This window comes from Streptomyces sp. ISL-36 (assembly GCF_018614205.1).
Taxonomy (GTDB): Bacteria; Actinomycetota; Actinomycetes; order Streptomycetales; family Streptomycetaceae; genus Streptomyces.
This window is the reverse complement of sequence record NZ_JAGGOS010000120.1, coordinates 1-12099: the sequence shown is the minus strand read 5'-3', so window position 1 is coordinate 12099 and position 12099 is coordinate 1. Positions and strand designations below refer to the sequence as shown.

The window sequence follows — 12099 nt, the reverse complement described above, 5'->3', positions numbered from 1 at the left end:
CGGCCTGCGCGATCAACGAGACCTCGCGTAGTTCGCCGTCGGTGCCCAGCCGGGTGCACGGTCCCCGGGCGAAAGCGTCGAGCCGAGTTTGAACTCCGCGATGGTCAGGGGGCGGTGGGGGCGGGATCCAGAAGGTGGGGGCCGTCGTTGCGGACGTTGTTGACGGCGGTGGACACGGGCCGGACGTCGAGGCGTCCGTCGGCGGGGGTGTGGAGCAGAGCGCGGAGGTGGTCCGTGTCGTGGTGCGTGGGGTCCAGCCAGGCGTCGTAATCACCCGCGTCGATGGCGAGAGGCATGCGGGGGTGGATGCGGCCGGCCGCGTCGGTGGCCTCGGTGGTGATGATGGTGCAGGTGACCCACCAGGCGGCAGGATCGCCCTCTTCGGTGACGCTGGGGTCGCGCCAGAACTCGTACAGGCCGGCCATCGCCATCGGCTCTTCGTCGGCGGGGTGGATGAAGTAGGGCTGCTTGTACGCCTTGCGGGCGGTGGTGGCCGGTACGGACACCCATTCGTAGAAACCGTCGGCCGGGATCAGGCAGCGGCGTTCGGCGAACGCGCGCCGGTATGCCGGCTTCTCGTGCACGGACTCCACTCGCGCGTTGATCATCTTCGCACCGATGCCCGGGTCCTTCGCCCATGAGGGCACCAGTCCCCATCGCAGCGACCGCAATCGGCGGGTCACCGTGTCACCACCTCGCGGGGCGCGTTCGAGTACGGCCCACACCGGGTCCGTTGGGGCGACGTTCCAGCTCGGGCCGAGTGTCTCTTCCGGTTCGATGTCGCTGACCCGGAAGAGCGGGGCGAGTTCCTGGGGGCTGCGGGTGGAGACGAATCGGCCACACATGGAGCCACTGTGCCACGCATGTCCGGAGGCGACGTACTGCCAGGGGCGTGGCGCGGCCAGCGGCCCCGGCAGCTGCCGACACCGCCTGTCCGCGCCGACACTGGCTCCGTGCCGTCGGAAAATGTCTTCATGCGACCGCAAGGGCGCGATCACCGCCCGCCGTACATCTTCGTCAGACGTACGGTGACGAGCGCCCGCAGTGTTCAGACACAGAAAACGGAACCTGCTGGGTCTGGCTTCTGGGACCTCACGGGCCCAACAAGGAGACTGTCATTGAGCCGCCGGGCCCGGCTCGAAGGCACATCGGCATGCTGGGACCCTCGGCGGCTGTTGGCCCTCCGGGCGGGTGAGATGGCTTTGCTCGGACCAGTGGCCAGTCGAGGGGGAGCGCCTGGTGGGCGGCGACGATGGCATCGTTCCTGCGGGCGAGGTCGAAATCGGCCTGGGTCAGCCGGTTTCCGGCGTCGTGGGTGGTGATGGACGCCCGCAGGCGATCCATGCGCAGTTCCAGGTCGGCGTGGTGCTGGATTCGCGTGACCGGTGCGCGATGGTGACGATCGCCGCCACGGCCGCGTGATACGGATCGCGTAGGTGCGGGTGATCACGTCGCCCATCCGCTCCCACCCGGGCAGCACAGCTCGCGACGCGCGGTGATCTCCTCGTCGCACAGTGGTGCAGGTACTCCCACGTCAGTTCCCCTCGTTCACGGGCGCGAGGACCGCATGGCTCGCTCCAGGGGTTTTAACTCCCGTTTCATGTGGGCGGACTGGGTCGCGACGGCGATGTCCGCTACCGTGCGCGCGATTTCCAGCGCCTGTTCCGGCTCGCGCGGCCGCGGCAGCCGTCGCATGCATGGCCATGTAGACGCCGCGGTCCCGGCGAGCGGTTCCGGCGAGCGGTCTCGGCACGACGTCGAGGACCTGCGACCACAGCGCGCCCGCCTCCGCGCCGAGCCCGAGGCGCCCGTAGCAGGTGGCCCGCTGCACTTCGAGATAGCCGGGCGTTCGGCGAACAGGCATTGCCCCAGGGCAGGTCATCGTCGACCTGACCGATGGGCTGGTCGGCGGAGTCGATGAGCTGTCGACGGCCGTGCGGTCGCCGATGAGGCCGGCGCCAGGGGCCTGCTGCAGGGACATCACCCGCACCTTCGGGGCGAGCCGGTCGGCGTCGCCGAAGGCGGCCTCGCACAGGTCAGCCGACTGGGCCCGCGTCGGCGCCGTTCTTCTTCATGCACACGTCCTCGAAGGCCATCAGGGTGATCACGCCGTCCTCCGGGGCGGTCCGGTACTCCGCGACCATGGTCCAGCCGCGCTGCTTGAGGACCACCTGGGCTTCGTAGATCACCCCGTCGTCCACGCCCTTGCGCTCCTTCCGGTCCCGTGGCTGTTGCCAGTCGCGCTTGCGCAGCTCGCCCACCACCGCCTCGTAACGGGCGACGTCGACCGGGGTGGCCTCGGTACCGAAGCCCTTGAAACCGACTACGCACGATCGCGGCGAGCCGGCCGAAGCGTCCTCGGGCACACGGGCGTATTCCGATGCGTTCGCCGGAACGCCCGCGGCCGCAGCCGAGGTGTCGAGGTCCGTGCGCACGACCTCCTTCGTGAGCGGCCCGGTGCCTTGGGGCCGGGGCGACGTGGGCACGGGGGCGGCGGCCACTCCGGTGCCGGCGTCGCTCGTGCCGCAGCCCGCGGCTCCGAGCACGATGACCGCTACCGCCATGGCGGCCCACTTCGTCCTGCGCACAGTCGTACCCTCCCAGGTCGCGAGGGTCGTACGCCCTCGTGATCAAGGGAGGAGTGTGCCACGGGGTACCGACAGGGCGGCCCCCGGCTACTCCTCCGGCGGGAACACCGTTCGATTTACCCCGTGAGCCGATCCGTCTCGTGTGAGAGCCGGTCATTGGCTGGGCGCAGGCAGCAGGTGATACCAGGTCAATGGAGGGTGGGTCGGTAGATGAGCTCTTGGATGTGACCGTCGAGTGTCCGGTTCTCGACCAGCTCCAGGTCGAAGTCGGCCGCACCCTGGAAGATCGGGTCCAGCCCGGTCCGACCGGTGATGACAGGGAAGAGCGTCACCTGCAAGCGGTCGACCAAGCCGGCGGCCATCAGCGCCCGGTTCAACGACAAGCTGCCGTGCGAGCGCAAGGGCACCTCGGACTCCTCCTTGAGCCGGGCGACGACGTCGACGGCGTCACCGCTCACGACGGTCGCGTCCGGCCAGTCGAGGGGGCCTTCCAGCGTCGTCGACACCACCGTTGCCGGCAGGCTCCTCATCCGAGTAACCCAGGGGTCACGCACTTCGGACTCCTCGGTGCTCGAGGCCAGCATCCGCGCGAACGCACGATACGTGTTGGCCCCGAAGACCATCCGCTGCTCCTCGTCGTACAAGGCAAGGCGGTGGTCGAGCAATTCGGGGCCTTGCTTACCCCAGTAGCCGGTCCAGTTGGCGCTTGCGGCGCCGTAGCCGTCGAGGCTCGAAAAGACGTCGAAGGTGTAGGTAGCAGTCATGTCGTTCTCCTCGAGTGCGGTTGATGAGTGTCCGTACAGACTGGCGATCTTTTCTGGGTGGGCTTCGGCGACCGTCGCATCCCTAGACCCAGCACGCTCCCGAAACTCATCGCTATGCCAACCAGAAGTGGCCCTGACCACTCGAATGGCGCGTGATCAACGATCGGTGGCACGAGACAGTGGCCACGTGACGCTGCCTGTGGCCCTCTATCACTGAGAGTCACAGCGCCGCGCGGCTCGGTCACTCGATCGCACCCCGCCGTCCGTCCTCCACCAGGCCGTGATGATCCCTGACACGGGCGAGGCGGGCAGTGGGCAGTGGGCAGTGGGGTGTGCGGCCTCCGGTGGAGCCGATGCCGGCGCAGGCTGCGGAGTCGGTGCCGGGCTCCCGGCGTGCCGGCGGGTGGCGCCGCCCTGGGTCAGAGGTTCGACGGGCACCGCGCGCTGATGTTCTCTCCGGCCGTGCCGGGCGGCGGTGTACTGGTGCAGACCCGGCGCGGATCGCTGAGCCGGGATCGTTCCCTGATCTGGTGGCGGCCGCGGAGCGGCTGCCGTGTGGCTTGGTCCTCGACGTCGAGTCGCTGGTGTCGACCGGAGGACGGCCGGCTGTCGTTCGAGGCGTTGCAACACCGGGCCGCAGCTCGTGCCGGGGCGCTGCCGCCCTCGCCATCCGTGAGGGGTTTGGTGGCGGGCACAGCATCGTGACCCCTTGCCGCACTACGCGTCCGGCCGCTTCATGGCGGGGAGAAGAGGGCTGAGGGGCGCTGACGCGTGGGAAGCTGCGCGCAGCGGCTGCTGTGTCATGGTGGTGGTGGAGGAAGCCACCCAGGGACCCTGACGGACAAGATCCGCCAGTTCCTGGACGACGACCTCGCCGGCAGCCTCTTCGGCAGCACCGGTACGGCCTGGCGCCGTACCGGCCGAATCGTTTCCGGGAGGTCGCGATGGACGTCCTGGTGCTCATCGGACGCATTTTCTTCGCGCTGGTATTCCTGGGCTCCCGGCCCTCAATCACCTGACCCACACCAAGGCCATGACCGGCTACGCCACCAGCCGCGGCGTCCCGTCCGCCGCTGCGGCCGGCGTCACGGTGGGCAGTGGCCTGCTGAAACTGGCGGGCGGCGTGATGGTGGCGCTCGGGCTCTGGGCGGACCTGGGCGCGCTGTTCCTGGCCGTGTTCCTCATCCCGACTGCGGTGATCATGCACGCCTTCTGGAAGGAGAGCGACGCCCAGGCCCGCCAGATGGAAATGACGCAGTTCATGAAGGACCTCGGTCTGGGTGGCGCCAGTCCGGTTCTGCTCGTCTTCTTCTCGTACGCGGGCCACGACCTCGGTCTCACGATCACGGGACCGTTGTTCCACATCAGCTGAGCCTGCGCCTGGACGTGTCGCCCGTGGTCCTACGGCCACCGTACGACGGAGAGCGGGATCGAGCTCAGCTCCACCTTTAGCGCTCACTGCTGTGCGCGGCGGCATCAGCAGGGGCCGGTCGGCGTCCTCGCGCGACTCGTCGAACGACGGGGTTGTGCTTCTCGTCGCCGCCGAGGAACAGCACCTCCAGCCACGTGTGCTCGGTCCAGGGCGGGCCGGGAGGAGGAACCGAGTGCGTGCGTCATCGACTCGCAACGCATCAAGACATCTACGAACGTTCCGGCGGCAGGAGAGATGCACATTCCGCGTTGCCCGCGGCGACCCAAGACCAGGGGCTTTGCCGTCCTGCCCCGCCACTCGCCCGTCGAGCGCACCCAGAGTCGGTCGGCTCGTCAACCACCGCCGCCCGCCCCGCCCGCGACGACGAGCGCACCCGCACCGCTCCAGAGCGTGATCCACCTCGCGGTCGACTTCATGACCCGCGGACTCACGGCCGAATCCGCCCCCACGTGGCGCGCCACATGAACAGGAGGATCCGATCACGAGGCGGACCGCCAGGGACGCCGCCGAGAGTCGGTAGCGGCGCCCTGACCGAGCCGCAGCCTGGCACGCGCCGAGCCCGGCCCGTCCACCCCGCCGCGGCTCCCCATCCACCTGCGCCGCAGCTCAGGCTCCGAGCGCACGGGTGAGCAGAATTCTGCGGTTGTTCGTCGAGGTCTTGGCGAAGATCGACTTGAGGTGGTCCTGAACCGTGTGTTCGGAAAGGAACATCTGACGGGCCACCGCGTGGCTGTCGCCGCCCTTCGCCAGGTGGCTGAGCAGCTCGGCCTCACGGGCGCTCAGGGCGAACGCTTTGGTGAACACGGCGAGCCGCTCGGTCGGCGAAGTCTCCTCGATGGTGACGGCGATATCGCGCCGTTCGGGTGGATCCGCCTCGCCGATCCGGGCGGCGCGCAGCGTCAGCCACAGGCCGTCCGCCAGGTGGACGCGGGCGCGCGGAGGGTTCGTGTCGACTCCTGCCTCGACGGCCAGTAGCTGCGCGGCGACGTTGTAGGCACTCGCGGGGATCGGCGGGCGGCCGTGCTGGGGCGGCACCAGCACGCTAAGGTACGCGTGCGTCTCCGGGGTCTGGCCATGTACCAGCAGGTCGCGGGAGAGAAGCAGCACGAGAGGGCCTGGGCGCGGCGCGTCGGGTGGCCGTATGACGAAAGTCTCCGCCTGGCTGCGGCGCAACGCCGTGGTCACCGGCTCGGCGAGGCGGGACAGATACGAGGCCTCCGCGCGGGTGAAGTCCCGGTCGTACCGGTACAGGTCGAGGAAGCCCCAGCAGCCGAAGCGGTCCTTGAACGCCATCGAGGCGACGTCACGCACACCGTAGCCGCGCAGCAGCTCGCGCCAGAGCAAGCTGCGCGTGGGGCCCTGCTCCTCGCTCAGCAGGGCGACGTCGTCCAGTGCCGTCCAGCGGTTCACCTCGGTCAGGTACTTGAGCCGGATCAGTCGGGGCAGCTCGGGCATGGCCGGTACGTCGGCGACCGGCGCGCAGCCCACCGAGGTCTCCGGGTCGGTGAGCAGGAACGCGTAGGCGTCGAACCCTGCGGTTGCGCGCAGCTCGTCGAGGAGGCGAAGACGCAGGTGACGGGAGTCGCCGCCGGCCTCGCAGAGGCGGACGACACGCTCGTGTGACCGCGCGTACGCGGCAGAGGACGCCATGGTTCGAGCCTATGTCGCGATTCCCCACATATCTGGGATGTGCCGAGCCCCCGACCGCTGTCCAGCATGGAGGCACCAGACCGAGGAGACGTCATGTGCACCCTGCACATCGAGCATGAGATCACCGACTTCGCCGTGTGGAAGAGCGCGTTCGACCGATTCGCGCCCGTGCGGAAGGAGGCGGGCGTACGGAGGCACCGGGTCCAGCGCCCGCTGGACGACCCGACGTACGTGATCATCGGCCTTGATTTCGACACCACGGACCAAGCCGAGCGGTTCCTCGGCTTCCTCCAGGCCCGGGTCTGGGCCTCACGAGACAACGCGCCGGCACTCGCCGGGATACCGCGGACCCGGATCCTCGAGACGGACGAGGAGACCTGAATCGACTTCTTCTATCGGCGACGAGCTCAGAAAGCCTGATCGATCATGACCACATCGCACATTCGGGCCGCTCGGACCGCGGCCACCACCGGTCGCTGGGTGGAGGAGCTCAAAGCCAATCCGTCGGCCTGGAAGATCCACTGGATTCTGCGTGTCGCGATCGCGGCCGAGTTCATCGGGCACGGGGCCTTCGGAATCATGGGCAAGGAGGCCTGGCTCAACTATTACGCGGTGATGGGGATACCCCCGTCGGCAGCCTGGGTGCTGATGCCGATGACCGGGGTCGTCGACATCACGCTCGGACTCCTCGTGCTGGTGCGCCCCACGCGGGCCCCACTCGCCTACATGGCGTTCTGGGGCTTGTTCACCGCCTTGCTGCGCCCGCTGAGCGGGGAGTCGTGGTGGGAGGTCGTCGAACGCTCCTACAACTTCGGCATTCCTCTCGCGCTCCTTCTGTTCCACGGCCTTGGGACCTCCCGGCGGGAGTGGACCGAGCGGATCCGCGGGGTCCCGCGTCTGACGCGGAAGCGGGCGCGGCGGTTCGCCCGGGCCTTCCGGTTGATCATCGGTGCCTTCCTGATCGGACACGGTGCTTACGGAATCTTCGCCGACAAGCCGATCCTCACCCAGCACTACAGGTCGATCGGCCTGACCTCCCTGGCCGACGATCCGCAGGTCGTGAGCCAGGCCGTGGGCTGGTTCGAGATCGCGCTCGGCGTATTCGTACTGGTGGCCGCGCCGACAACCGGCCTGCTCCTCTTCATCTGCGCCTGGAAGATCTCGACAGAGATGCTGTACGTGACCAGCGGGGCGTACGGCGCGGGATTCGAGGTCATCGAGCGAGCAGGCAGCTACGCCGCCCCTCTCGCCCTGATCTGCTTCCTGACGATCCTCGCTCGCGAGACGCGAGCGGAGTCCCGCCGCGCAGTACTGAGAGTGCCGAGACGTAACCCACCCGCAGCAAGTCGGCGTTCGTCACACGGCAACGAGGTCGCGACGCCCATACCCACGCACCGCACCCTTCGCGTCCCACCCCCGCCGCTGGGTCGAACCTTTCCGACCAGCCTCGCCACCCATCGGACAGCCCCTGACGCATCCGTCGTGCCGGGCTACGCCCGACCCACAGGCCTGTACTGATCAAGCGCGTCCGGATCGACCGGCAACCGGGGAAGATCGCCGGCCTCGTCAGGCGCACGCCGGCTGGCGCGCGGGACAGTCTGCTGGTTACGCCCCGTGCGGCGGCGGGGGCTGAACCGGGTTCGGAGTGATGAACACCGCGAGGCAGCGGAACTCGCCTCCTGGGCCATCCAGTTGCGTGTATGGGCGCCAGGCGAGCGTGTAGGCGCCGCGCAGCACTCGGGTGTTGGCCGGGAAGGAGCCGCCGACCCACAGCAAGGTGCCGCTCAGCTCGCGGCCGTGGCGGCCGTCGTGGATGCGGAACTCCTCGTCCCTGGTGGGCATCCTGCGCTGCCTGGGGAGCCACAGGGACGTCTCGTTCGTGATGAGCAGGGCCAGCCCGTTCTGGTCCTCACGGTCGCAGAAGCGTTCCAGCCTTCCTACGGTCCCGCAGAAAGTCCCTACGCGCCACGTCCGGCGCGTTGTGCCCGCGCAAGATGTACTCCTCGGGCGGCGTCCCTGCTGTGCCCGACCGCTGCCGGGTCACGTACTTGAACTCGACGGCCATACGACCCGCCGGCCCTATACACAGCATGGCCAGGTACTCCGACGCGTCGCTCCCGCGCACCGGGACCTCCAGACGGCACCTGACCTTCCGCGCGACCTCGCCCACCGCGAGGGCGAAGCTGTGCTGGAGATCGGCCTCGGAGTGGAACACCGGCCGCCGCGCGCGCAGACAAGCCAGCACTGCGTCCAGCGCAGCGCTACCCGCGATCGTCTCCAGGGCGGCTGACGGGGGCGGGGATATTGGCGTGGCCAGGCGCCATTGAAGCCTGTGCGGCCTGCCCGCGTCAGCTGATGGCCTATCACCGTCGACAGGAGGCCGGCGGCCCCCCGCAGGCCGAGGCCGTGCCCGACGGCCCGTCGGCTCGTTGTCCACGACGGAGCGACACGCACGCCCCGCCTCCAACCTGTGGGCCGCTCAACCTCCACCCCGGCGGTCCATCGTCCCCGTCAGCGTCCATCCCGAGGGCTGGGCTCACCTGTATCTGTCGCAGCCTTGGTGGACGTATGCCTCCCGGCGCGCCGTGTGTGCGGGCCACGATGCGAGCGCCGGGAGCTTGATACCTCGGGCTCCCGGCGAACCCAGGCGATAAGCGGGCAACCAACAGCACATTGGCGCTGAGGGCCAGGCGGACACCGGAACCGAGAAGAAAAACCCGGCACGCATCTTGACGACTCGTCCTTACCCACCAGTACGCTCACGCCACCCCTCGAACGGCACCGGTGTCCTTCCCATGCGGCTGTGGCGAACCGTCCCCACGGCATGCCCTCGCACGTCCCAGAGGAATCTCGTGACCCGGGAACCCCCCCAGCACTGTCCCCCTGCCCACTGATGCGCTCCCGAGCACTTTCCGAACCCACCCTCGGAGACTCCCCGTGAAGAAATCCCTCGTGGCCACGGCCATCGCTGCGGCCAGTGCCCTCCTCACCCTGCAGGCATCGGGTCCCGCTCAAGCATCAACCCTCTCCGACTTCCAATCCTCCAGCAACCCGATCCTGTTCGTACACGGCTACAGCGGCGACAGCAGCAACTGGAACACCATGGCCGACCGCTTCAGGACCGACGGCTGGCCCTCCTCCCACCTGGACCAGTGGGCGTACGACTGGCGGCAGTCGAACGCCACCACTGCCCAACAACTCGCCACCGAGGTCGACCGTCTGCTCGCCGCCACGGGCGCCGCCAAGGTCGACATCGTCAGCCACTCCATGGGGGGACTGTCCTCGCGCTACTACCTGAAGAACCTCGGTGGGACGTCAAAAGTCGACGCCTGGGTGTCGCTGGGCGGTCCCAACCACGGGACCGACAGCGCCAACAGCTGCTTCGACACGTCCTGCACCGAGATGCGCATCGGCTCCAGCTTCCTGAACGCCCTCAACTCGGGCGACGAAACCCCCGGGGCATCCCGGTACGCGACCTGGTGGTCGCCGTGCGACACGGTGATCAATCCGGACAGTTCCGTGGCTGTGTCCGGAGCGTCCAACACCAGGACCGCCTGCATCAGCCACAGCGGGCTGCTCAGCGACGCGACGGTGTACGCCCAGACCCGGGACATGATCAACAGCTGACCCCCGGCACCGGCAGGGATCCTGTCCCTGTCGCAGGCTTCGTCGGCGTACGGCTCCCCGGCGCGCCCGCGTGCGCGGGCGCACGATGCGAGCGCCGGAGGCTTGATGCCGGGGGTTACGGCCCCGACGTGTAGTGGACGACCTGCTGCCCGCCCGGGCCGCCGGCTCAGACCTTGATGACGTCGATCTCGCCCTGGTCGGCGGGCAGGGCGCAGCGGAGCTTGGTCGCGGTCCACTCGGCAAAAAAAGGTAGCGCAGGTGGAGTTCGGGGACGGCGGCATCCAGGCGGCCGGGCCCGGGGTTCGCCTTCTGTCGGTTCGTCCGCGCGGTCACCGCCGCCAGGCTGGTGGTGGCGTCCTGGTCATTGGCGTAGGCCTCCCGGCGCGCCGCCGTTCCGGTGGAGGCGCCGGAGTCCAGGCCTCGGCGAGCGAGCTCAGGGCGATGGAGAGTGCGGCGGCCGCGCGAGACATGTTCTTGATCACGTTCTTGATCACGACCACACAAATGGCTCTCCAGCCCGGGGAAGGGAGGGTTGCTGACGGAGGGTCGTTCCGGTCGGCTCCGGCGGTCCGATGAGGAAGTCGCAGTCGAAGGTCGATCGGTACGCCGGACGCGGCTATCGGGGTCGCATCCGCACACGTTCCTTGCATGAGCGATGAGTTTGGGCGGTGAATCGAGTCTGCCCTGGTATGACTCGCATCATCGCTGACATCTCGGTCTCCCTCGACGGCTTCGTCACCGGGCCCGACCCCGGCCCGGACAACGGTCTGGGGACGGGCGGCGAGGCCCTGCACACCTGGGCGTTTTCCGACGACCCCGACGACCGCCGGTTCCTGAGCGAGGGGACCGCCCGCTCGGGCGCTGTCATCCTCGGCCGTCACCTCTTCGATGTGGTCGACGGGCCGAAAGGCTGGGACGACACGTCCGGCTACGGCGCCGGCGAGGTCGGCAAGCCCGCCTTCGTCGTCGTGACGAGCTCGCCACCAGAGTCGGTGCGGACCACCAACCTCGATTGGACGTTCGTCACCACCGGTCTGCCCGACGCCGTCACCGCCGCGCGCGAGCGAGCCGAGGCGGCGTCGTCGGACAGTGGCAAGGACCTCGACGTCATCCTCATGGGCGGCGGCGCCACGATCCGCTCGGCGTTCGACGCCGGGCTGCTCGACGCGCTGACGCTACACCTCGCGCCCATCGTGCTGGGCGCCGGGACACCACTGTTCACCGGGGGAGCGCCGCGCACGCTGATGCAGCGGAGCGTGATCTCGACATCGACCGCGACGCACCTGACCTACGACGTCCTCTGACTACATCGTTTCATCAGGTCGGCACCCCGGGAGGCCGGCCTTCCTCACTCCCGGTCTCACCTCGAAGCGACACCCCCGGAGGGGTTCCAGCTCAGCTTCTGGGGTGCCGCACCGGTGAGTGACAGCTTGCCGGCGCTACGACCAGAACTCGTCGTATGCCCTCTGATCGGACCACAGGCCCCAGGCCTCGATGATCCTGCCGTCTCGAATGTGGAAGACGATCGCGTAGTCCATGTCGAGCTCCTTGCCTTCACGCGAGGCCGTGGCATGGAGCAGGGCGACCGTGTGCTCGTCGTTGGCGAGCACATCGTGGAGTCGCGGACGGTACGTGCCTCCTGACATCTGAAATTCCCGCTGGAACAGGGCGAAGGTGGCCTCACGACCACGGAAGTCGCCCGCCAGCGGGCCGTGGCCGGCGTTGTGCCACACCACGTCGGGGTGGAATACCTCAGCCAGCGTCTCCATGTCACCTACCGCGAAGGCGGCCATGGCCCGTTGAAACACGGCAATGTTCGGGTGATCAGTCATTACAGCCTCCGTTAGCCTCGCCGTTTCGGTTGGGGTTGCCGGGCGGTTGAGTGTGGCTGTTCGAGGCAGTGTCGGTCCGTGGGCACGGTGAGTGCCCGGCGCGGTGGTCGGGTTCTCCGGGGTCCTTTGGGGTGTGGGCGGGCAGGATGGGTAGCTGTCAGTTGGCCGGGCGGGGAAGTGCGGCGAGGCGGTGAAAGGCCGTGGCC

General features: G+C 68.7%; 13 protein-coding genes and 1 pseudogene. 7 read left to right on the top strand and 7 right to left on the bottom strand.

Translation table 11 applies throughout. From position 1 onward, the window contains the following. Positions 1–104 precede the first annotated feature (104 nt). Together J7E93_RS28105 and J7E93_RS38180 are read right to left on the bottom strand one after the other, a co-directional pair. Positions 105–845, bottom strand: a complete 741-nt coding sequence (locus J7E93_RS28105) for an SOS response-associated peptidase (RefSeq protein ID WP_215072783.1) — start codon at positions 843–845, stop codon at positions 105–107. 247 nt (positions 846–1092) lie between these two features. Beyond that, the gene (locus J7E93_RS38180; protein WP_308368818.1) at positions 1093–1323 is read right to left on the bottom strand and encodes a hypothetical protein; all 231 of its coding nucleotides are present in this window, start codon (positions 1321–1323) and stop codon (positions 1093–1095) included. Between J7E93_RS38180 and J7E93_RS38175 the strand changes: the two genes are divergently transcribed. Then, complete coding sequence (locus tag J7E93_RS38175) at positions 1240–1422, top strand: hypothetical protein (protein WP_308368820.1); 183 nt, start codon at positions 1240–1242, stop codon at positions 1420–1422. The genes J7E93_RS38180 and J7E93_RS38175 overlap by 84 nt on opposite strands. 614 nt (positions 1423–2036) lie before the next feature. Here the strand turns inward: J7E93_RS38175 and J7E93_RS28095 are convergent. Together J7E93_RS28095 and J7E93_RS28090 are read right to left on the bottom strand one after the other, a co-directional pair. Further along, positions 2037–2588 (bottom strand): hypothetical protein, encoded by a 552-nt coding sequence (locus tag J7E93_RS28095; protein WP_215072781.1) that lies wholly within the window; start codon positions 2586–2588, stop codon positions 2037–2039. 188 nt (positions 2589–2776) lie between these two features. Next, positions 2777–3352, bottom strand: a complete 576-nt coding sequence (locus J7E93_RS28090; protein WP_215072780.1) for a dihydrofolate reductase family protein — start codon at positions 3350–3352, stop codon at positions 2777–2779. 1033 nt (positions 3353–4385) lie between these two features. Here J7E93_RS28090 and J7E93_RS28085 point away from each other — a divergent pair. Next, a complete protein-coding gene (locus J7E93_RS28085) occupies positions 4386–4724 on the top strand; it encodes a DoxX family protein (RefSeq protein ID WP_308368814.1) in 339 nt (112 codons plus the stop codon). Between the two features lie 201 nt (positions 4725–4925). Then, positions 4926–5249, top strand: a pseudogene (locus J7E93_RS38170) (hypothetical protein); the annotation flags it as partial. A gap of 141 nt (positions 5250–5390) precedes the next feature. On the opposite strand, the gene J7E93_RS28080 reads toward J7E93_RS38170, so the two are convergent. Next, positions 5391–6434: a helix-turn-helix transcriptional regulator gene (locus tag J7E93_RS28080; protein ID WP_215072779.1), complete on the bottom strand. Its 1044-nt coding sequence runs from the start codon at positions 6432–6434 to the stop codon at positions 5391–5393. Between the two features lie 93 nt (positions 6435–6527). Between J7E93_RS28080 and J7E93_RS28075 the strand changes: the two genes are divergently transcribed. Both J7E93_RS28075 and J7E93_RS28070 read left to right on the top strand, forming a co-directional pair. Next, a complete protein-coding gene (locus J7E93_RS28075) occupies positions 6528–6815 on the top strand; it encodes a hypothetical protein (RefSeq protein ID WP_215072778.1) in 288 nt (95 codons plus the stop codon). 45 nt (positions 6816–6860) lie between these two features. Further along, a complete protein-coding gene (locus tag J7E93_RS28070) occupies positions 6861–7952 on the top strand; it encodes a hypothetical protein (protein WP_215072777.1) in 1092 nt (363 codons plus the stop codon). An 87-nt stretch (positions 7953–8039) separates the two neighbouring features. On the opposite strand, the gene J7E93_RS37460 is transcribed toward J7E93_RS28070, so the two are convergent. Next, positions 8040–8276, bottom strand: a complete 237-nt coding sequence (locus tag J7E93_RS37460) for a hypothetical protein (RefSeq protein WP_251067202.1) — start codon at positions 8274–8276, stop codon at positions 8040–8042. A 1095-nt stretch (positions 8277–9371) separates the two neighbouring features. On the opposite strand from J7E93_RS37460, the gene J7E93_RS28060 reads away from it, so the two are divergent. Together J7E93_RS28060 and J7E93_RS28055 are read left to right on the top strand one after the other, a co-directional pair. Next, positions 9372–10061, top strand: coding sequence for a triacylglycerol lipase (locus tag J7E93_RS28060; RefSeq protein WP_215072776.1), 690 nt, complete (start codon positions 9372–9374; stop codon positions 10059–10061). 689 nt (positions 10062–10750) lie between these two features. Next, positions 10751–11365, top strand: coding sequence for a dihydrofolate reductase family protein (locus J7E93_RS28055; RefSeq protein ID WP_215072775.1), 615 nt, complete (start codon positions 10751–10753; stop codon positions 11363–11365). A 135-nt stretch (positions 11366–11500) separates the two neighbouring features. On the opposite strand, the gene J7E93_RS28050 is transcribed toward J7E93_RS28055, so the two are convergent. Continuing rightward, complete coding sequence (locus J7E93_RS28050; RefSeq protein ID WP_215072773.1) at positions 11501–11893, bottom strand: nuclear transport factor 2 family protein; 393 nt, start codon at positions 11891–11893, stop codon at positions 11501–11503. Positions 11894–12099 lie beyond the last annotated feature (206 nt).

What these genes read in the sequence shown, in the direction of transcription:
- J7E93_RS28090 (WP_215072780.1), bottom strand. Translation starts at nt 3,352, where the DNA reads ATGACTGCTACCTACACCTTCGACGTCTTTTCGAGCCTCGACGGCTAC.
- J7E93_RS28105 (WP_215072783.1), bottom strand. Translation starts at nt 845, where the DNA reads ATGTGTGGCCGATTCGTCTCCACCCGCAGCCCCCAGGAACTCGCCCCG.
- J7E93_RS28055 (WP_215072775.1), top strand. Translation starts at nt 10,751, where the DNA reads ATGACTCGCATCATCGCTGACATCTCGGTCTCCCTCGACGGCTTCGTC.
- J7E93_RS37460 (WP_251067202.1), bottom strand. Translation starts at nt 8,276, where the DNA reads ATGCCCACCAGGGACGAGGAGTTCCGCATCCACGACGGCCGCCACGGC.
- J7E93_RS28050 (WP_215072773.1), bottom strand. Translation starts at nt 11,893, where the DNA reads ATGACTGATCACCCGAACATTGCCGTGTTTCAACGGGCCATGGCCGCC.
- J7E93_RS28075 (WP_215072778.1), top strand. Translation starts at nt 6,528, where the DNA reads ATGTGCACCCTGCACATCGAGCATGAGATCACCGACTTCGCCGTGTGG.
- J7E93_RS28080 (WP_215072779.1), bottom strand. Translation starts at nt 6,434, where the DNA reads ATGGCGTCCTCTGCCGCGTACGCGCGGTCACACGAGCGTGTCGTCCGC.
- J7E93_RS28070 (WP_215072777.1), top strand. Translation starts at nt 6,861, where the DNA reads ATGACCACATCGCACATTCGGGCCGCTCGGACCGCGGCCACCACCGGT.
- J7E93_RS28085 (WP_308368814.1), top strand. Translation starts at nt 4,386, where the DNA reads ATGACCGGCTACGCCACCAGCCGCGGCGTCCCGTCCGCCGCTGCGGCC.